Genomic DNA, 18,710 nt, shown 5'->3' on the forward strand with positions numbered 1-18,710 from the left:
AGCCCAGCGCATGCAGCAAAACGACCCCATCGCTTAGCGATCCAGGCGCTTTTCGACGTTTTCAGTCTGCTGCTCGATCGCCCGCGTCTGCTCTTCCAGTTCCTTGATGGATGTCGGGGTGATCGCCTTGTCTACGGCCTCAGTGGCCGGATCAGGGCGTTCCAACACCGGATCAGGTGACTGCTCGCCTTTTTGCGCTTCCTCAGAGGAGATCGGACGCGGGACTTTGTCGCCGGTGTGGGTATGAGTGTCTTTCATGGGCATCTCCAACTTCAACAGGGTGTCTTTATGAGCAGAGCGCAACGCCGGGGAAAAGTTTGATCCGCTTCGCTTAGCCCAGGTGACTGCGAACCGTCAACGCATCACCCACGGCGGCGCCACTGGCTGTGTTGTCAAAGATGCACCAGGTGATCGCCCCCTGAACATGGGTACGTGTCACCTGCGCGCCAAGCTGCCGTAAGCATGGATCGGAATAAGCGCTGTGATACAAAACCGGTACGCCGTGCAACCGCCAATACGCTATGCCTGGCCATCCTGAGGGCCGGCCATCTAGCGCGAATCTAGGCGGACTTGCCGCCACCTGTCCCACCTGAAGGTCAATCAGCAGCGTTTGCGCTGAACGCCATGTCGCATGCCTAGGTTCGACGACGACCGGCTTGTCGGACCGGCGGCGCAGCGCTTCGAAAAAACGCCTGGCTACCGCTTCGTCAAAGCTTAGCGACGGTGGTAGCTGGACCAGCAAGCAGCCCAGTTTCTCCCCCAACTCCCAGCATTGGGCCAGAAAGCTGTCCAACGCCGCTTCACACCCTTGCAGACGCATCTCATGGGTAATGGCCTTGGGTACCTTGACTGAGAAGCGAAAGCCCTCAGGTGTCGATGCGGCCCAGCGCGCGTAGGTTTGCGGCCGATGGGGCCGGTAGAACGAACTGTTGATTTCCACAGCGCTCAGGCGCGCAGCGTAGCGCTCCAGATGGCTGCCTGCCTCGGGAAAAGCCGGAGCATGCTCCTTGGGCAGACTCCAGCCTGCACAGCCTAAGTAGATCATCTCAGTAGTCCGTTGAACTCACTCAATGATGGAGCCGCTTCAGTGTCAGGACGTTCCACTGGGCAGATCGATGGAACACCCGGCAACGGGCTGGGCACTAACGCAGCACATCCCAGAGGAATCCAACATGACTGACCCCAATCATCCAGACCCTTATGTGGACGACGTACCCCACAATCCGGGTGACACCATTGGTACACCTGAACAGGCGCCCACAGAGCCGGCTCCGGAATGGCCGGAAGGCCAGGTGCCACCTGAAGAACAATCTGACGGCTGATCGTTTCACACCTGGCGGCGTACGCTGCGCCGCCGCAAACCACTGCAATCACCAGGAGGGATCCGATGAAGTTCGCGCAGTTCTGTCAGTGGCTATCCAACCAGGCTGGCCGCCCCAGCACATTCCTGATGGCCATCGTGCTCATCATCATGTGGGCGGTTTCCGGCCCATGGTTCCACTACAACGATACCTGGCAACTGATCATCAACACCTCGACCACCATCATCACATTCCTGATGGTGTTTCTGATCCAAAACACCCAGAACCGGGACAACGACATCATTCACGTCAAGCTCGATGAGCTGATCCGCGCCACTCAATCGGCGCAACGTTCGGTGCTGGACCTGGAGGCCATGGACAGCAAGACCCTGCGCGAGCTGCGCAAGGAATACCGTGCGCTGGCTGCGCGTACCGGCGCAACGCTTGAAGACGATGTGCCGCATCCATGAGGAGCCCTCTCAGCGCATCGCTGGACGGGGCCCCACCTGTTGTCAATCGTGGGCCAATCAATGGCCTACGGGCGCACGGTCCCTTACCCGGTCTGCACTGTTCATCTTCTTATGATCGATGTGCACCCACCCTCTGATAACCACTCGCAGGGCAATTGTTTTGCTCGACGCCTGACACCTCGAAATCTTTGCTAGAGGAGGCAAGCCTTCATGAGCGATCGCATCATTACACTCTTCACCGATACCACGTTCTTCGGTATTTCCATTCTGAACCTGTTACTCGCCGTCACTGTGGCCGTCCTGACGTTCCTGGTGGCCAGGGCCGCCATAAGCTTCGTACAGCGGCGCGTCAAGCACTGGTCATCTCACTCCGGTGCCTTGAGCCATGTGGTTGAGAAAGTACTGTCAGGCACCAGCAACTCGCTACTGTTCCTGGCTTCACTGTTGGTGGGGTTGAGCATGCTCGACCTGCCGGAGCGTTGGTTGAGCCGGGTCGGCAGCCTCTGGTTCGTCGTCGCCGCGTTGCAGATCGGCCTGTGGGTCAACCGTGCCATCGGTCTGGGCCTGGACCGCTACTTCACCCGCCATAATCCGGACGGTTCCCAGCAGAGCAGTGCCCTTGCCACGTTGTCGGCCTGGGGTGCGCGGGTATTGTTATGGTCGATCGTGCTACTTGCCATGCTGTCGAACCTGGGCGTGAACATCACCGCCTTCGTCGCCAGCTTGGGTGTGGGCGGTATTGCGGTCGCCCTAGCTGTGCAGAACATTCTGGGTGACCTGTTCGCCTCGCTGTCCATCGCCGTGGACAAGCCGTTCGAGGTGGGCGACTTCATCGTCATTGGCCCATTGGCCGGTACCGTCGAACATGTGGGCCTGAAAACCACGCGCATCCGCAGCCTGGGCGGCGAGCAGATCGTCATGGCCAATGCCAGCATGATCAGCAGCACCATCCAGAACTACAAGCGCCTGCAAGAACGACGCATCGTGTTCGAATTTGGTCTTTCCTATGACACGCCTACCGAGGCGGTGAAGAAGGCACCCGGGATCGTAGAGGAAGCGATCAAGGCGCAAACGCAAGCACGCTTCGACCGCGCGCACCTGCGGGGCTTCGGCAAGGAAGCGCTTGAGTTCGAATGTGTCTATATCGTGCAGGACCCAGGCTACAACCTGTACATGGACATTCAACAGGCCATCAACTTCAAGCTGCTTGAGCGGTTCTCGAAAATCGGCGCCAAGTTCGCCGTACCGGTGCGGGCCATCAAGGTTACGGCGCTGCCGCAGGAGGCGAACGTGCATGCGCAAGGGCGAGACAACCTGGGTATGCGGGGGGCTTGAGAGCGTCACCTGTGACGCTTGAACGTGGCAGCGGACCCGGCGGTCCGCTGCCCTGCCGTCTCACATAGGCTCATCACCATTGACCTTGCCCAGTTCGGCACCGGTCATCGGTTGCGGTGAGCCGCACTGCCCACCGATTCCCTTTCAAAGCGTTTGCGAGGCACGACAGAGTGACTCAATGGCGCCTACCAGCTCGTCGTAGTGCACGGGCTTGGTCAGTTGCAGGTCGAAGTGCGCGACCCGACCCTCCCGGCTTGGCGGGCTGACCCCATAGCCACTCAACGCGATTGCAGGCGTCGCCTGATACTGAGCTTGTTCACGAATCGCCGTGATGAATGCGTGCCCGTCCATTTCAGGCATGCCGATATCGGTCAGTATCACATCGAACCGGTGCCCTCCCACATTCTCCAGCGCCTCAACCGGATTGAGGAACGTAGTAACGTGGGCGTCTTCCATTTCCAGCAGCATCCGCATGACGTCCACAACGTCCGCAGAATCGTCTACCAGCAAGACATGAACGCCCTTCAGCCTGCCTTCACTGGGCCCAGCGTCTGAGTTGGCTGCGCCCTTCCCAAGGGTGCGCTGCGACAGCGGTAGCTGGACACTGAATGTTGAACCAAGCCCCAGCCCCGCCGAGTGTGCGCTCACAGTACCGCCATGGGCCTGCACCAGTTGCTTGACCAGTGACAACCCGATGCCCAGGCCGTCACCGTGATGACGGGTGTGGTGGGGCTGCCGAAACAGCTCGAAGATGTCTGTCACATCATCTGCAGACAGGCCAGGGCCGTTGTCGCTGACAGCCAAACGCACGTTTTTTTCGGTAAGCGAGAGCTCGACCGTGACCCATGCCTGCGGGCCGCTGAACTTCAGGGCATTGTTGATCAGGTTCCAGATGATCTGCTCGAGACGCGTCGCATCACCATAAACCACCATCGGACCGCGCGGTTCGGGCAGTACGAGGAGGATCCGGGCCGTGGGGTACTCCTCAATGGCCATGGCATGTATCGACTTGAGCATATCGGCCAGATCCAGAAGCTCTTTCTTGAGCATGAGCTTTCCGGTCCGCAGGCGAGCGACGTCTAGCAAATCATCGATGATGCGGGTCTGGCTGGTCACTGCGTCGTTGATCACGGCAAGCGCCTTGCCACCCTTGGCCGTGTACTGCACGGCAGGCAGTCGGCGCAATATCTCGGCATTGAGCTGAATGAGGTTCAGCGGATGCTTGAGCTCGTGCGACATGAAGGCGAAGAACTCATCCTTGAGCAAGCTGCTGGTACGTGTCTCAGCCAGGCGCTTGCCCTGTTCATCCTGCAGGTGCTTCTGCCCCGTCATATCACGGGCAATCTTCACGTACCCCGGGGTATCACCACGCAAGCGCGCCGTTTCCCCGCTGCAGTACAAGCGGCTCCCGTCGCGACGCAAATGCCAGCGCTCGTCTTCGGCACGCCCATTTACCTGGGCTTTGCGCAATTCGGCTTCAGGTACACCAGCAGCTCGATCCTGGTCCGTGAACAGCACGTCGAAATGGCTGCCGGCAATCTGCTCGGCGCTGTGGCCGAAGATAGACTCCGCACCGCGATTCCACTCACAGATGACGCCGTTGCCGTCCAGGATGATGATGGCAAAGTCCTGGGTGCTTTCCGCTACCAGTCGCATGCGCTCCTGTCCCAGGCGCAGGTCCTGTTCAGCTTCACGCCGTTTGGTGATGTCGATGAACGTGAGCACCGTACCGTCGATGTGGTCCTCGCTCGAGCGATAAGGCAACAGGCGAGCGATGTACCAGCGCCGGTCACTGCTACTGACCTCCCGTTCCCTGACGGTCAGCGATTGATGAACCGCAGCCGCGTCTTCGGTCATTTTCGGATAATCGAGCCGATGGGTGATATCCAGCAGCGAACGGCCCGTGTCCGTCTGGCGCATGCTGAAGATGTCTTGCGCTCTCGGCGTGAACCAGCGGATATGCATGTTGCGATCCACGAACACTGTGGCGATGTCGGTAGAAGCGATCAGGTTGGCCAAGTAGTCGTTGATCTTGTCGGTTTCTTCGACCTTGCTCTTGAGCTCGAAATTGACCGTGAGCAATTCTTCGTTGATCGACTGAAGCTCTTCCTTACGGGTTTCCAGCTCTTCGGTAGCCAAGCGCAGCTCTTGGTTGGTGGCTTGCAGTTCTTCGTTGGAAGCTTCTAACGCTTCGCTGGAGACTTCCGACTGTTCGATGGTTTCCTGCAGGTGCAGCTTGGTGCGATGCAGCTCGCTCTCCAGGCTCGTCATCACCTGATTTTGATTTTGCTCGACGGGGATGTTGGCGGCGACATTGGCGCGGAAAATCCGGTTGCGTTTATCGACCGCCTTGAACAGCTCCGGGCACAGGTCAGCAGACTCCGAGGAGCCCATGAACAGGTAGCCGCCAGGGCGCAGCGCGAAATAGAACATCTGCAGCATTTGTTTCTGGATCTCGCGATCCAGATAGATGAGCACGTTGCGACACACGATCAGGTCTACCTGTGAGAAAGGCGGGTCGCAAAGCAAGCTGTGCCTGGCGAACAGAACCTTCTCACGAATTTCCTTCCTTACCCGGTAGTGATCGTTCTCCTTGGCGAAGTACTGGCGCAGGCGCGTGGTTGATACATCGGTGATGATCGCCTCGGGGTAGATCCCCGCGCGACCTATGGCAATCGCACGCTCGTCGATGTCGGTGGCAAATACCTGCAGCTTGAGCAGAGCAGGCTCAAGTTTGCGGTGTTCGGCACACAGTATCGCCAGGCTGTAGGCCTCTTCTCCCGTTGAGCAGCCAGCGGACCAGATTCGCACGTCTTCACGCTTGTCCTCAGGGCCACCTGGGTTCAAGACAACGCTCAATACCAAGCGCTCGAGCGCCTCGAAGGCTTCCCGGTCGCGAAAATAGTTCGTCACACCGATCAGCAGGTCTTCGAGCAGGTTCTTTGCCTCATCAGGGTGCTGCTCAAGATGACGCAGGTAGCTCGGCAGGTCGGCCCGGCCAGTGATCTGCAAGCGGCGTTCGATGCGCCGTATGACCGTCGCGCGCTTGTAGTGCTGGAAATCGTACCCGGTACAGTTGCGCAGGGTCATGAGAATGTCCTGCAGCGCCTGCTCGCTATCCTCTCCCGCTTGCGCAGCGTTGGCTTGGATTCCGGCCTCTGCATCGGCGACACGGATGCTGCGCATGCCCATCCAGAAACCGAGCAGTTTTTGCGGTATGTCGGCTACCGGCAGTATCGCATCGACCAGTCCGGTGGCAATGGCAGCCAGCGGCATCCCGTCGAATTCGGCATCGGCCGGGCTCTGCACCAAGGTGATGCCACCTTGCTCCTTGATACGCGACAAGCCCACTGCACCATCACTGCCTGCACCGGAAAGCACTACACAGAAACTTCGCTGCTTGTGCACATCGGCCAGATCACGGAAGAACAAATCGATGGCGACATGCTTTCCCGAAGGCCGCGAAGAGGGAACGACCTTGAGGTGGCCGTCAGTCATGATCAGTTGCCAGGCAGGTGAAATGACATAGACGTGATCGGGCTCGATGGGCACGCAGCTGTTTACCTGTACGACCGGCATGGAAGTCGCGGCCCGAATGATCCCGTCCGCGACGCGCTGATGATCGGGCGAGAGGTGCAGCACGATGACGAATGCCATGCCGCTCTCAGCCGGCATGTGTTCGAAGAAAACCTTGAGCGCGGCGATACCGCCTGCCGAGGCACCAATGCCTACCACCGGAAACCCAAGCTGGCTGGGTACGGTTCGATCTGTGTTGGCGGCGGTGCTGGACGGGCTGTTCATCGTTGGTTCCTGTCTGAAAACATCCACGAAGTGACGTGGTTTTCCTGTATGACCCCCGTCAAGCGCCGGAACACCCGCAAAAAACCGCATGCCCTGCCAGGCGGTCGGTTGGCACTTCATCGCCCTAGGGAAAGGCCCGTTCGTCGCCTACAGGGCACGGCGTGGTAGTGCAGCCTGACGAACACTACGAGGACACCTCATAAAAGGAGCTTCATCATGACAATGCTAAAACCTTCTTCCTTGCTGCTTGCACTCTGCCTGGGTGCGTCCGCGCCAATGGTCATGGCAGCTACCAACATGAACGATCAGCACACCCCCAGCATGCAGTCGGGTGATCACGGGACCATGAATGGCACCGGCGGCGCTACCGGTTCCGGCACCCCAGGGGACGGCATGGGTACCGGCAGTGGCACCGGAAGCAATGGTACGGACGCCACGGGTGGCGATGGCACAACCTCAGGCCCGGGTACCGGTAGTGGGGCGAACACGGGTCCCGGCGGCACCGGGAGTGGCTCAGGCATGGGCGGTACCGGGAGCGGCGACATGGGCGGTAGAGGCGACATGGGCGGCAGCGGAGGTACCGGTATGGGCAGTGGGACCGGGAGCGGCGGTACAGGTGGCGGTACGGGCGGCGCAGGCGGCTCGGGTGGTGGTAGCTGATCATCAGGGGTACTTGATCATCGCAAAGGCTCACCGAGCCTGATACCTGGAATCTAAGGGCTGCTTCGCAGCCCTTCCTGTAAACGGCAGCGATAGAGGCTCGAGGCTGGCGTGACGACTAAACCTAGACACGGCACACATGCCAGCAGCCCCGATCAGCGGCTCTACAGCACGGATATTCCTGCCCGCCTTGATCGACTGCCATGGACCCGGTTTCACACGTTGCTGGTGGTGGCGCTTGGCATCACGTGGCTACTGGACGGCCTGGAAGTCACCCTTGCCGGGTCACTGGCCGGCGCCCTGAAGGACAGCCCTGCTCTGGCCATGAGCAACCGCGACGTTGGTCTGGCTGGCGCCATCTACATCGCAGGGGCGGTGCTCGGCGCACTCTTTTTCGGATGGCTGACCGACCGCCTGGGCCGGCGCAAACTGTTCTTCATCACCCTGGCGCTCTACATCGGGGCCACCGCAGCCACGGCATTTTCCTGGAACCTGTGGAGCTTTCTGGCATTTCGCTTTCTCACAGGCGCGGGCATAGGTGGGGAATATACGGCCATCAATTCGACCATCCAGGAGTTCACCCCAGCGCGCTACAGGGGCTGGGTCGATCTGACCATCAACGGCACATTCTGGCTCGGCGCTGCGCTGGGTGCAGTGGGCGCCATCGTGCTTCTGGACCCGTCGATCGCGAACGGCGACCTCGGATGGCGCCTCTGTTTCGGCACCGGCGCCGCGTTGGGATTGCTGATCATGCTGATGCGGCTGTGGGTGCCGGAGAGCCCGCGGTGGCTGATGATTCACGATCAGCCCGAAGCTGCTGAGCGTATAGTGGCCGATATCGAGCGCAAGTGCCGCGCTCAAGGCTTGAGACTGCCTGCGGTAGATGTTCCGCCCCTGCAATTGCGTGCCAGGCATCACACGCCTTTGCCCGAGATCTTTCACAGCCTGTTCGTGGTCCACAGACGCCGGGCCATGGTAGGCCTGACGCTGCTCACGGCGCAGGCGTTTTTCTACAATGCCATCTTCTTCACCTATGCCCTGGTGCTGACCGATTTCTACGATGTGCCCTCCTCCAGCGTTGGCTGGTATGTCTTGCCGTTCGCGCTCGGCAACTTCTGTGGCCCGCTGTTGCTCGGGCGGCTGTTCGATGTGCTGGGGCGGCGTATCATGATCAGCGCCACGTATGCCCTGTCGGGCATACTGCTGACCCTGAGCGGCTACCTGTTCGAACAGGGGATGATCGATGCCATCGAGCAAACGATCGCCTGGATGGTGATCTTTTTCTTCGCATCGGCTGCGGCCAGCTCTGCCTACCTTACTGTCGCAGAAACCTTCCCGCTGGAGATCCGCGCTCTGGCCATTGCCGTGTTCTATGCATTCGGCACAGGGCTCGGTGGCATGGTGGGGCCGACGTTGTTCGGTGCCTTGATCGAATCGGGCGAGCGCACCCAGGTCTGGTATGGGTATCTGCTCGGCGCCGCGCTCATGCTGGTAGCGGCATTCGTTCAGGCCGTTTACGGCGTAGCCGCAGAGCGCCGGTCACTGGAGCACGTTGCCCGTCCCCTTTCTCAGGTGGAGTCCGCCGATTAAAAGGGCCACCGCCCGTCCGCCAACCGGCACTTGAGCGCGTGCTGGCCTTCAACCCTATATCCATCAGAGAGGAGCGGCGACCATGGCACGCGGCGACAAAGACAAGTACACCCAAGAGCAAAAGCGCAAAGCCGAGCACATCGAGCAAAGTTACGAGGACAAAGGGCTCTCCAAGGACAAAGCCGAGGCGCGCGCCTGGGCTACGGTGAACAAGCAATCCGGTGGGGGCGACAAGCAAGGTGGCTCTGGCAGCAAGACCAGCAGTACAGACAAGGAAAGCGCACGTTCGGACTCTGCCAAACGAGCTGCCAAGACCCGTGAGGGGCACGCGCGCAACAGCTCGGCTTCCCTCGAATCGCAGACCAAGGAAAGTCTGCTCAAGGAGGCACGCAGCAAGGACATCAAGGGCCGCTCGACCATGACCAAGGCCGAGTTGATCGAAGCGCTGCGCAAGCACGGTTGATTTGCACGAACGGGTTATTCCGGTCGGCTGAACCGCTTCAAGTCCGTTGAAACTTTAGTATTCCCTGTCAAGTCCAGAACTTATCCGAGACGCGGCAGGAGAAGACAATGAGCGGCACTGTAGGCGATTTTCTGGTCGAGCGGCTGTACCAATGGGGCGTACGCCGCATCTTTGGTTACCCGGGCGACGGGATCAACGGTGTGTTCGGCGCCCTGAACCGCGCGGGCGGCAAGATCGAATTCATCCAGGCCCGGCACGAAGAGATGGCTGCCTTCATGGCCAGTGCCCACGCCAAGTTCACTGGCGAGCTGGGCGTCTGCATCGCGACGTCCGGCCCGGGTGCTTCGCATCTGCTGACCGGTTTGTACGACGCGCGCATGGACCATCAGCCGGTGCTGGCCATCGTGGGCCAGCAGGCGCGCGCAGCCTTGGGCGGTCACTATCAGCAGGAGCTGGACCTGGTCTCGATGTTCAAGGACGTCGCTGGTGCGTTCGTGCAACAGGCATCCACGCCTGAACAGGTACGTCATCTGGTAGACCGCGCCGTGCGCACGGCCGTTGGAGAGCGACGTGTGACTGCCGTGATTCTGCCCAACGATCTGCAGGACCTGCCCTACGAAGACCCGCCCCGCGCCCATGGCACCGTTCATTCGGGCGTTGGTTACAGTAAACCCAAGGTGGTTCCCTTCGATGCTGACCTGCAACGCGCCGCCGATGTGCTCAACGCCGGACGCAAGGTCGCCATCCTGGTCGGGGCCGGCGCGCTGGGTGCCAGTGACGAGGTAGCCGCAGTGGCCGAGCAACTGGGTGCTGGCGTTGCCAAGGCCTTACTGGGCAAGGGCGTGCTGCCCGATGAGCTGCCGTGGGTGACTGGCGCCATCGGCCTGCTCGGGACGGAGCCGAGTTACAAGTTGATGGCCGAATGTGACACGCTGCTGATGATTGGTTCTGGCTTCCCGTATTCCGAATTCCTACCCAAGGAAGGTCAGGCGCGCGGCGTGCAAATCGACCTGCAACCCGACATGCTCAGCCTGCGTTATCCCATGGAGGTGAACCTGGTCGGTGACGCGGCGCAGACGTTGCAGGCATTACTACCTTTGCTGCACGCGCGCCCTGATCACAGCTGGCGCAAGAAAATCGAGAAGTGGCGCGCCAGCTGGGACAAGACATTGACCAAACGCGCTTTGGTCAAGGCCGACCCGATCAACCCGCAGCGAGTGGTGCATGAGCTCTCCCCGCGCCTGCCGGACCAAGCGATCATATCCAGTGATTCAGGTTCGTGCGCCAACTGGTACGCCCGTGATCTGATGATCCGCGAAGGGATGCAGTGTTCCTTGTCGGGGGGCCTGGCCTGCATGGGTGCGGCCGTACCTTACGCCATTGCTGCCAAGTTCGCCCATCCGACCCGGCCGGTGATCGCCATGGTGGGCGACGGCGCCATGCAGATGAACAACCTCGCCGAACTGATCACAGTGGCCAAATACTGGCAGCAGTGGGAAAACCCCACGTGGATCTGCGCGGTGTTCAACAACGAAGACCTCAACCAGGTGACCTGGGAGCAGCGCGTGATGGAGGGCGATCCGAAGTTCGAAGCCTCTCAGTCGATCCCTGATGTGCCTTATCACTTGTTCGCCATATCGATTGGTCTTGAGGGTATCTACGTCGAGCGTGAAGAAGATGTCGCTCCCGCTTGGGAGCGTGCCTTGGCGGCCGATCGCCCAGTCCTGATCGAGTTCAAGACGGACCCCAACGTAGCGCCACTGCCACCGCACCTGAAACTTGAGCAGGCCAGGAAGTTTGCGACCACCTTGCTCAAGGGTGACCCGGATGAAGCCGGCGTGATCGTGCAGACCGCCAAGCAAGTGCTGAGCGCGGTGCTTCCAGGCAAGAAATGACAAGGGCTTGGCGCTTGGGATGAACGTTCCGGGCGCCTGACCAGTCGCACTCCATAGACACAGCCTACTGTGCGCAATCGAACCGTGAGGACCTACCATGACTGCACTCCCTGAACAGGGCGCTGCACAGCAGACCCTGAACTTCACCCTCAATGGCCAACCCCAGGCCCTGACAGTACAACCCTGGACCACCCTGCTCGACCTGTTGCGTGAGCAGCTGGACCTGGTGGGCACCAAGAAAGGTTGCGACCATGGCCAATGCGGCGCCTGCACCGTGCTGCGCGACGGCCGCCGGGTGAACGCTTGCCTGACCCTGGCCGTGATGTGCGAAGGTGCCGACCTCGTCACCATCGAAGGCCTGGCCGAGGGTGACCAACTGCACCCCATGCAGCAGGCATTCATCATTCAGGACGCCTTCCAGTGCGGTTACTGCACCCCTGGCCAGATCTGCTCGGCCGTGGGCCTCGCCAATGAAGGTCACGCCCATACCCGTGCCGACATCCGCGAGCAGATGAGCGGCAACCTTTGCCGCTGCGGCGCTTACAGCAACATCGTGGCCGCCGTCGAACAGGCCCTGCCGCTGATCAAGAGGGCACGCACATGACCCCTTTCAGCTACCACAAGCCTGCCTCGCTGGACGAGGCACTGCGCTTGACCAATGCGTCCTCGCGTTTTATTGCAGGCGGGACCAACCTGGTCGACCTGATGAAGGAAAATGTCGAACGGCCCGAGCGACTGATCGATATCACAGGACTGGAACTTGACCGTATCGAGTCCTCCAACGCGGGCGGTGTAATGATCGGCGCGTTGGTCAGCAACGCGGACCTGGCCTGGGACCCGCTCATCCGCCAGCGTTACCCACTGCTGTCGCAAGCGATCCTGGCCGGTGCATCGCCTCAGTTGCGCAACATGGCAAGCACCGGCGGCAACCTGCTGCAACGTACGCGCTGCTACTACTTCTACGACACCGGTACGCCTTGCAATAAACGCGAACCCGGCAGCGGTTGCCCGGCACGCAGCGGCTTGAATCGCATTCATGCGATTCTCGGCGCCAGCGAGGCTTGCGTGGCGACTCATCCTTCGGACATGTGCGTGGCATTGGCTGCCCTGAAGGCCGTGGTGCATGTGCAAGGGCCCGCCGCCAAACGCCAGATTCCGTTCGCCGAGTTCCATCGCCTGCCCGGCGATACGCCGCAGCAGGACAACCACCTGGCGCCTGATGAGCTGATTACCGCCATCGAGCTGCCTGATCAAGGCTTCGCCGAGCATTTCCGCTACGTGAAAGTACGTGATCGTGCCTCCTATGCCTTCGCGCTGGTCTCGGTCGCCGCTGCCCTGCACATCGAAGGCGGGGTTATTCAGGAGGCCCGCATCGCCTTGGGTGGCGTGGCCCACAAGCCATGGCGCAACGAAGCTGTCGAAGCGATGTTGCAAGCAAAGGCGCCCAGCACCGAGCTCTTCACGCAAGTGGCCACTGCCCTGCTGCAAGGGGCACAACCCCTGAGCCAGAACGGCTTCAAGGTGCAACTGGCACAACAAGCCATCATTCGGGCATTGAACGAGGCCGCCGCCGGCGGCAGCCTCGAGGGGGACGCGCAATGAGCAAGGTAGTAGGAACCCCAGCGGACCGCGTCGACGGCGCAGCGAAGGTCACCGGCCAGGCACGTTATGCCGCCGATTACCCGGAAGAAGGCCTGCTGCACGGCAGCGTCGTTTCCAGCACCATCGCCCGCGGCCGGGTGGTCAAGGTCAACAGCGACAAAGCGCTACAGGTGCCAGGCGTGGTGGCAGTACTGGACCACATCAACCGTCCGCGCATTTCCAGCTACGACGATGACTACAGTGACGATGATGCAGCCGAGGGCTCACCCTTCAGGCCGTTGTTCAATGACCGCGTGTTCTACAGCGGTCAGCCCGTCGCACTGGTCGTCGCACAGACGCTGGAAATCGCTCGGCATGCGGGCTCGCTGGTCGAGATCGATTACAGCCAGGAAAGCCATGAATCCGACCTGGAAAAGGTACTGGGTCAAGCACACGAGGCGCCGGCTGAAACACCTGAGCCCCGTGGTGACTTCCCAGGCCGGTATGCCAGCGCCCCTACCCGCGTGGACGCCACCTACTGGACGGCCAACGAACACCACAACCCGATGGAGCCCCACGCCTCCACCGTGTGCTACCAGCTCGATGGTAGCCTGGTCATCCACGACAAGACCCAAGGCACGCAGAATTGCCAGGAATACGTGCACAACGTATTCGGACTGCCCAAGGAAAAATTGCGCGTCAAGGCAGCCTTCGTCGGTGGCGCCTTCGGTTCCGGCCTGCGTCCCCAGTACCAGCTGCCCCTGGCGGTCATGGCTGCCCTGCACCTGATGCGCTCGGTGCGCGTGACCTTGACCCGCCAGCAGATGTTCACCTTTGGCTACCGTCCACGCACACAGCAACGCCTGCGCCTGGCGGCCGATGAGCAAGGCCGCCTGTCTGCCATTGGGCATGACGCCATCGGCCAGACGTCACGGTTTGAAGACTTTGCCGAGCACGTCGTCGAGTGGAGCGGCATGCTGTACCAATGCGACAACGTCGCGTTGAGCTACCGCTTGGCCCCACTGGACGTCTACACCCCATTGGACATGCGCGCGCCGGGTGCAGGTTCGGGCATGCTGGCGCTGGAGTGCGCCATGGACGAACTGGCCTGCGCAACAGGGCTGGACCCGGTCGAGTTGCGGCGACGAAACTTCGCCAGCCACAATGGCAATGAGGGTAAGCCTTACTCGAGCAAGGAACTGCTAGCCTGTTACGCACAAGGGGCCGAGCGTTTTGGTTGGGCCAAGCGCCAGGCTGCGCCCGGCTCGATGCGGGACGGCAATCAACGCATAGGCTGGGGCATGGCCGGCGGTGTATGGGAAGCCATGCAGATGCAAGCCAGCGCCAAGGCGCGTCTGGGCTGTGACGGGCACTTGACTGTCAGCAGCGCCACCACGGACATCGGCACCGGCACCTATACCGTCATGACGCAGATCGCTGCCGATGCCGCGGGCCTCGACATGGCCGATGTCACGTTCCTGCTTGGCGACTCCTCCTTGCCCAAGGCTCCGTTGCAAGGTGGGTCGTTCACCGTGTCCTCCGTCGGTTCTGCCGTGCGCAAAGCGTGCCTGGAGCTGCGCAAGCAGGTTGTCGAGCAAGCCAGGCAACAGCACCAGAGCCTGGCCAGCCTGGACGATTCCGACTTCGTGATCGCAGGTGGCCAGGTGAGCGCCGGTGAGCATTCGTTCGCCCTCGCCGACCTGCTGCCCAGTGCCCAGCAGGCCTGCTTCGAGGTGCAGGTCGAGGCGGGCCCTGACGACAAGCGCAAGCCCTACTCCACTGCCACCCATTCGGCGGTCTTCGTCGAGGTATCGGTGGACGAAGACCTGGGGACCGTGCGCGTCAAGCGCGTGGTCAGTGCGGTGGCTGCAGGCCGGGTCGTCAACCCCAAGACAGCGCGCAGCCAGATCCTGGGGGGCGTGGTGTGGGGCATCGGCATGGCGCTACACGAAGAAACCCAGACCGACCATGCGCTGGGCCGCATCCTCAACCACAACCTGGCCGAGTACCACGTGCCGGTGAATGCCGACATTGATGATATCGAGGTGATCTTTGTGGAAGAGCACGATGATGTGGTCAACGAGCTGGGCTCCAAGGGCGTGGGCGAGATCGGCGTGGTAGGTGTCGCTGCGGCCGTGGCCAATGCCATTTATCACGCCACCGGCAAGCGGGTCCGCGAGTTCCCGATCACCTTGGACAAGCTGCTGTAAACGGGCCCTGCCCTCTGGAGTAATCGCATGCCACGCCTGGGTTTCGCCTGCATGTACCGACACCCGCACCGCAGCTTGTCGGTCAAGGAGCTGGAGACCATCGAGCGTACGTTCAACCCGCGCAGCACGACGCTGCGTTGGGTTTCGGGCGCCTCCCGCGAGGCGGCTCGGAACAAGTTGCTTGAACTGGTGGAACACAACCTCCAGGCCCAGCTGCGCTTGCTCGACTATGTGGCCCAGCTGCCCCAGGCGCTGCGCATGCTGCGCCTGAGCAGCGACCTGCTGCCGCTGTACAGCCACCCTAGCGTGGCCCACGTGTACCGCGAGGCCGACTTTCAAGCGCTGATGGCCGAACGTTTCGCCGCCATCGGTGCTTTCGCGCGCGCCAGGCAGATACGCCTGTCATTTCACCCTGGACAGTACTGCGTGTTGGGCTCGGACCGCCCCGAGGTGGTGGAGAACAGCCTGGCCGAATTCGAATACCATGCCGACATGATCCGCATGATGGGTTACGGGCAGGTCTTCCAGGACTTCAAATGCAATGTGCACATTGCCGGCCGGCTGGGCGGTGCGGGGATTCGCACCGTATGGCCACGCCTGTCCGAGGTGGCCCGCAATGTGATCACCTTCGAGAATGACGAGAAGACCTATGGGCTCGACGACTGCCTGGCGTTGGCTGACCTGGCGCCGGTGGTGCTGGATATCCACCATTGCTGGATTCATGAGGGTGACTACATCGACCCGGGCGATACGCGAGTTGAGCGGGTGATCGAGAGCTGGCGCGGCGTACGCCCCACCATGCACTACTCTCAGCCCCCGGAGCACCTGCAGGCGCTGGGGTTCGGGCCTGATCGCAAGCTGGTGATCGGTGAGTTGCTGGAACAGGTGAACAAACGCGATCTGTACGCCCACAGCGCTCGCATGTGGAACCGCTGGACGAACCGCTACGCACTTCAGTTTCTCGACAGGTTCGACATCATGTTCGAGTCCAAGGACAAGAACCTGGCCACGCTTGACTACTTCAACGACTACCTGGCTTGATCGGGCCGGGCAGGCCCTCAGCCGCTTCCGGTCAGGTCACCGGCCACTTCGCAGCCGTTGCGACAGCTGCACTCGTACTCGGCCTGTGCGCGAGTAGGCAGGTTCAGGCTCAGCCTGACCTTGTCCTGCGTGTCGTACAGGTCGTAGCCCTCCCCCAGTGATGATCGAAAGCCGAGTCGCCGTGGCAGCCATTCTTTTGTTTGCGGTACAGCTGGAACCACAACGAATCGCATCTGCATGATCATCCCTCACCGGCCGTTCCTTAGTATTAGTCACGCTAAGAGAAAGCATCAAGTAGACTCATGCATGTTTATGACGTTCATTAAGTCGTACGCGCAGGTAACTGGCTGTAAGCGCAGCTTTGACGCCTGGCCAGCGCTCCCCCTGTGGGAGCGGCCTTGCCGGGGCATCGGACCGCTCCCATAGGGGAACTCAAGAGATGATGGATGGGGTACAGGGCAGCTGGAAAGATGCGTATAGGATCGTGCAATCAGGCGCTTGAGCTCCCGACCTTATTAGCTGACTCCAGCCGACTTGCGGCTGCGCCGACTCCCCAACTCGATCCAGGTCGGGGCATGGTCACTGGCCTTGGGCTCATTGCGCACCCAGGCATCGACGCCCGCTCGCTTGAGGTACGGCGCCAGGTCCCGGCTGAGCAGCAGGTGATCGATGCGCAGACCCGCATTGCGCGCCCAATGGTTGCGGAAGTAGTCCCAGAACGTGAACACCTGCTCTTGCGGATGCAGGTGCCGGATAGCATCGATCCAGCCGCTGGCCAGTAAACGCTCGAAGCAATCGCGCGATTCGGGTTGCAGCAGCGCATCCTTTTGCCAGGACTTGGAGTCGTAGATATCCAGGTCCGTGGGCACGACATTGAAGTCACCGGCCAGGACGGTGGGGTGACCACTGCCCTGCAACTGCCGGGCATGCTCGATCAGGCATTCGAACCAACGCAGCTTGTAGTCGAACTTCGGCCCTGGTTGCGGGTTGCCGTTGGGGAGGTACAAACACCCTATCAACACCCCATGCACCGCTGCCTCCAGATAGCGGCTCTGGGTGTCGTCCTCCATGCCCGGCAAGCCTCGCCGTACCTCGAGCGGCTCGCTGCCGCGCGCCAGGATCGCCACTCCGTTCCAGGCAGGTTGGCCCAGGTGCAGATACCCGTAGCCAGCGGCTTCCAGAGCCTCACCCGGGAACTGATGGTCGGGTGCCTTGAGCTCCTGAAGGCAGACCACATCGGGCTTTTCACGTTCGAGCCAGGCCAGCAGTGCAGGCAGCCGGCTGCGAATGCCGTTGATGTTGAATGTGGCAATCCTCAGCGCTTTCATGTGTCAGGGTCGATTACATGGGCGCGCACGGCATCTTCGAGGGCATGCACATGCGCCTGGTCGGCCAAGGCCTTGAGCGCCAGCCAATCGTCCCAATCGATGATGCCATCGTCACGCAACGCTTCGGCGGTACGCACCAGTTCATGGTGGTAGGCATCGGGTGACTCACGGCGGTAGCTGATGTCGTCGTACTGCGCGTACCAGGCCGCGAGTTCAGGGATACTGCGTTCGATACTCATCGCACTGCTCCTGTGAAACCCTTTGGGGTTGTGAGCTTGCCTTGAGCGCATCGTTCAACTCAGACGCTTCGCGTCACGCCACCGTCGACCCGGATATTCTGCCCGGTGATGTAGGCGGCGCCGTCACTTGCCAGAAACGCGACCGTGGCGGCAATTTCGTCGCTGCTGCCATAGCGCTTGAGCGGCACGCTGTCGCGACGCTGCTCAAGGGCCGGCAAGCTGTCTATCCACCCCGGCAGCACGTTGTTCATGCGCACATTGTCACGTGCATACGTATCGGCGAAAAGTTTGCTGAATGCAGCGAGCCCGGCACGCATCACGGCGGAAGTGGGAAACAGATCACTGGGTTCGAAGGCCCAGGCACTGGAAATATTCACGATGACCCCGCCGCCCTGGCGCTGCATCACCGGCGTGACCAGGCGTGTCGGCCGGATGACGTTGAGCAGGTAGGTCTCCATGCCGGCATGCCAGTCGGCGTCGCTCAGTTCCAGCACAGGCCCCCGAGGCCCGTGGCCAGCACTGTTGACTAGCACGTCGATGCGGCCCCACCGCTGCATGACTGCCTCGACCAGCCGCTCGAGGTCCTCCATGCACTGGTTGCTCCCCGTCACGCCCAGCCCGCCCAGCGTCATGGCCAAGGCCTCTCCTTTGCCAGAGGACGAAAGAATCGCGACCTTGTAGCCATCGGCGGCCAGGCGCCTGGCCGCCGCCGCGCCCATACCGCTGCCACCTGCGGTAATGATTGCAACCTTTTCGTTTGTCATGCTGCCTCCTGTGATGGGCATCGAGTGGGTAC

Annotated in this window: 18 protein-coding genes; 11 read left to right on the forward strand and 7 right to left on the reverse strand. The window is 61.2% G+C overall.

The genetic code is table 11. From position 1 onward, the window contains the following. Nucleotides 1-33: 33 nt before the first annotated feature. A complete protein-coding gene (locus PFU01S_RS07055; RefSeq protein WP_027914742.1) occupies nt 34-258 on the reverse strand; it encodes a hypothetical protein in 225 nt (74 codons plus the stop codon). 73 nt (nt 259-331) lie between these two features. After that, complete coding sequence (locus tag PFU01S_RS07060; protein WP_028687001.1) at nt 332-1,045, reverse strand: DUF72 domain-containing protein; 714 nt, start codon at nt 1,043-1,045, stop codon at nt 332-334. Between the two features lie 127 nt (nt 1,046-1,172). Between PFU01S_RS07060 and PFU01S_RS22100 the strand changes: the two genes are divergently transcribed. The 3 genes from PFU01S_RS22100 (at nt 1,173) to PFU01S_RS07070 (ending at nt 3,106) form a co-directional block, all read left to right on the forward strand. Continuing rightward, nucleotides 1,173-1,322 (forward strand): hypothetical protein, encoded by a 150-nt coding sequence (locus PFU01S_RS22100; protein WP_154665190.1) that lies wholly within the window; start codon nt 1,173-1,175, stop codon nt 1,320-1,322. Nucleotides 1,323-1,387: 65 nt separating this feature from the next. After that, nucleotides 1,388-1,771, forward strand: coding sequence for a low affinity iron permease family protein (locus PFU01S_RS07065; protein WP_042139293.1), 384 nt, complete (start codon nt 1,388-1,390; stop codon nt 1,769-1,771). 210 nt (nt 1,772-1,981) lie between these two features. Then, on the forward strand, nt 1,982-3,106 hold the full coding sequence (locus tag PFU01S_RS07070) for a mechanosensitive ion channel family protein (protein WP_028687000.1): 1,125 nt from the start codon (nt 1,982-1,984) through the stop codon (nt 3,104-3,106). A gap of 144 nt (nt 3,107-3,250) precedes the next feature. On the opposite strand, the gene PFU01S_RS07075 is transcribed toward PFU01S_RS07070, so the two are convergent. Next, nucleotides 3,251-6,907: a CheR family methyltransferase gene (locus PFU01S_RS07075; protein ID WP_028686999.1), complete on the reverse strand. Its 3,657-nt coding sequence runs from the start codon at nt 6,905-6,907 to the stop codon at nt 3,251-3,253. Between the two features lie 216 nt (nt 6,908-7,123). Here PFU01S_RS07075 and PFU01S_RS07080 point away from each other — a divergent pair, with 216 nt between their 5' ends. The 8 genes from PFU01S_RS07080 (at nt 7,124) to uvsE (ending at nt 16,347) form a co-directional block, all read left to right on the forward strand. Continuing rightward, nucleotides 7,124-7,567 (forward strand): hypothetical protein, encoded by a 444-nt coding sequence (locus PFU01S_RS07080; RefSeq protein WP_028686998.1) that lies wholly within the window; start codon nt 7,124-7,126, stop codon nt 7,565-7,567. Nucleotides 7,568-7,678: 111 nt separating this feature from the next. Beyond that, entirely contained in the window at nt 7,679-9,157 is a 1,479-nt protein-coding gene (locus PFU01S_RS07085) for an MFS transporter (protein ID WP_028686997.1), read from the forward strand. Nucleotides 9,158-9,239: 82 nt separating this feature from the next. Next, the gene (locus tag PFU01S_RS07090; protein WP_027914736.1) at nt 9,240-9,620 is read left to right on the forward strand and encodes a hypothetical protein; all 381 of its coding nucleotides are present in this window, start codon (nt 9,240-9,242) and stop codon (nt 9,618-9,620) included. Between the two features lie 107 nt (nt 9,621-9,727). Continuing rightward, nucleotides 9,728-11,515, forward strand: coding sequence for a thiamine pyrophosphate-requiring protein (locus PFU01S_RS07095; protein ID WP_028686996.1), 1,788 nt, complete (start codon nt 9,728-9,730; stop codon nt 11,513-11,515). A gap of 97 nt (nt 11,516-11,612) precedes the next feature. Then, nucleotides 11,613-12,119 (forward strand): (2Fe-2S)-binding protein, encoded by a 507-nt coding sequence (locus tag PFU01S_RS07100; RefSeq protein WP_028686995.1) that lies wholly within the window; start codon nt 11,613-11,615, stop codon nt 12,117-12,119. Further along, nucleotides 12,116-13,117 (forward strand): FAD binding domain-containing protein, encoded by a 1,002-nt coding sequence (locus PFU01S_RS07105; RefSeq protein ID WP_027914734.1) that lies wholly within the window; start codon nt 12,116-12,118, stop codon nt 13,115-13,117. Before PFU01S_RS07100 ends, PFU01S_RS07105 begins: the two co-directional genes overlap by 4 nt. Next, a complete protein-coding gene (locus PFU01S_RS07110) occupies nt 13,114-15,306 on the forward strand; it encodes a xanthine dehydrogenase family protein molybdopterin-binding subunit (protein WP_028686994.1) in 2,193 nt (730 codons plus the stop codon). Before PFU01S_RS07105 ends, PFU01S_RS07110 begins: the two co-directional genes overlap by 4 nt. A gap of 27 nt (nt 15,307-15,333) precedes the next feature. After that, complete coding sequence (uvsE, locus tag PFU01S_RS07115; protein ID WP_028686993.1) at nt 15,334-16,347, forward strand: UV DNA damage repair endonuclease UvsE; 1,014 nt, start codon at nt 15,334-15,336, stop codon at nt 16,345-16,347. A 17-nt stretch (nt 16,348-16,364) separates the two neighbouring features. On the opposite strand, the gene PFU01S_RS07120 is transcribed toward uvsE, so the two are convergent. From PFU01S_RS07120 to PFU01S_RS07135, 4 genes are all read right to left on the reverse strand, one after another. Beyond that, a complete protein-coding gene (locus PFU01S_RS07120) occupies nt 16,365-16,592 on the reverse strand; it encodes a hypothetical protein (RefSeq protein WP_028686992.1) in 228 nt (75 codons plus the stop codon). A gap of 270 nt (nt 16,593-16,862) precedes the next feature. Further along, a complete protein-coding gene (xth, locus tag PFU01S_RS07125) occupies nt 16,863-17,675 on the reverse strand; it encodes an exodeoxyribonuclease III (RefSeq protein ID WP_027914730.1) in 813 nt (270 codons plus the stop codon). Further along, nucleotides 17,672-17,914 carry a hypothetical protein gene (locus PFU01S_RS07130; RefSeq protein WP_023536082.1) on the reverse strand — a complete coding sequence of 81 codons (243 nt, stop codon included), beginning with the start codon at nt 17,912-17,914 and terminating at the stop codon, nt 17,672-17,674. The genes xth and PFU01S_RS07130 overlap by 4 nt, the downstream gene beginning before the upstream one ends. Before the next feature lie 59 nt (nt 17,915-17,973). Next, entirely contained in the window at nt 17,974-18,678 is a 705-nt protein-coding gene (locus tag PFU01S_RS07135) for an SDR family oxidoreductase (RefSeq protein ID WP_027914729.1), read from the reverse strand. Nucleotides 18,679-18,710 lie beyond the last annotated feature (32 nt).

Origin of the sequence: Pseudomonas fulva NBRC 16637 = DSM 17717, assembly GCF_000730565.1 — a bacterium.
GTDB classification, from domain to species: domain Bacteria; phylum Pseudomonadota; class Gammaproteobacteria; order Pseudomonadales; family Pseudomonadaceae; genus Aquipseudomonas; species Aquipseudomonas fulva.

Bases quoted from the DNA above. Each gene is read 5' to 3' on its own strand.
- PFU01S_RS07080 (WP_028686998.1), top strand. From the start codon at position 7,124: ATGACAATGCTAAAACCTTCTTCCTTGCTGCTTGCACTCTGCCTGGGT.
- uvsE (WP_028686993.1), top strand. From the start codon at position 15,334: ATGCCACGCCTGGGTTTCGCCTGCATGTACCGACACCCGCACCGCAGC.
- PFU01S_RS07070 (WP_028687000.1), top strand. From the start codon at position 1,982: ATGAGCGATCGCATCATTACACTCTTCACCGATACCACGTTCTTCGGT.
- PFU01S_RS07060 (WP_028687001.1), bottom strand. From the start codon at position 1,045: ATGATCTACTTAGGCTGTGCAGGCTGGAGTCTGCCCAAGGAGCATGCT.
- PFU01S_RS22100 (WP_154665190.1), top strand. From the start codon at position 1,173: ATGACTGACCCCAATCATCCAGACCCTTATGTGGACGACGTACCCCAC.
- PFU01S_RS07090 (WP_027914736.1), top strand. From the start codon at position 9,240: ATGGCACGCGGCGACAAAGACAAGTACACCCAAGAGCAAAAGCGCAAA.
- PFU01S_RS07055 (WP_027914742.1), bottom strand. From the start codon at position 258: ATGAAAGACACTCATACCCACACCGGCGACAAAGTCCCGCGTCCGATC.
- PFU01S_RS07105 (WP_027914734.1), top strand. From the start codon at position 12,116: ATGACCCCTTTCAGCTACCACAAGCCTGCCTCGCTGGACGAGGCACTG.
- PFU01S_RS07110 (WP_028686994.1), top strand. From the start codon at position 13,114: ATGAGCAAGGTAGTAGGAACCCCAGCGGACCGCGTCGACGGCGCAGCG.
- xth (WP_027914730.1), bottom strand. From the start codon at position 17,675: ATGAAAGCGCTGAGGATTGCCACATTCAACATCAACGGCATTCGCAGC.
- PFU01S_RS07135 (WP_027914729.1), bottom strand. From the start codon at position 18,678: ATGACAAACGAAAAGGTTGCAATCATTACCGCAGGTGGCAGCGGTATG.
- PFU01S_RS07100 (WP_028686995.1), top strand. From the start codon at position 11,613: ATGACTGCACTCCCTGAACAGGGCGCTGCACAGCAGACCCTGAACTTC.
- PFU01S_RS07130 (WP_023536082.1), bottom strand. From the start codon at position 17,914: ATGAGTATCGAACGCAGTATCCCTGAACTCGCGGCCTGGTACGCGCAG.
- PFU01S_RS07095 (WP_028686996.1), top strand. From the start codon at position 9,728: ATGAGCGGCACTGTAGGCGATTTTCTGGTCGAGCGGCTGTACCAATGG.
- PFU01S_RS07065 (WP_042139293.1), top strand. From the start codon at position 1,388: ATGAAGTTCGCGCAGTTCTGTCAGTGGCTATCCAACCAGGCTGGCCGC.
- PFU01S_RS07120 (WP_028686992.1), bottom strand. From the start codon at position 16,592: ATGATCATGCAGATGCGATTCGTTGTGGTTCCAGCTGTACCGCAAACA.
- PFU01S_RS07075 (WP_028686999.1), bottom strand. From the start codon at position 6,907: ATGAACAGCCCGTCCAGCACCGCCGCCAACACAGATCGAACCGTACCC.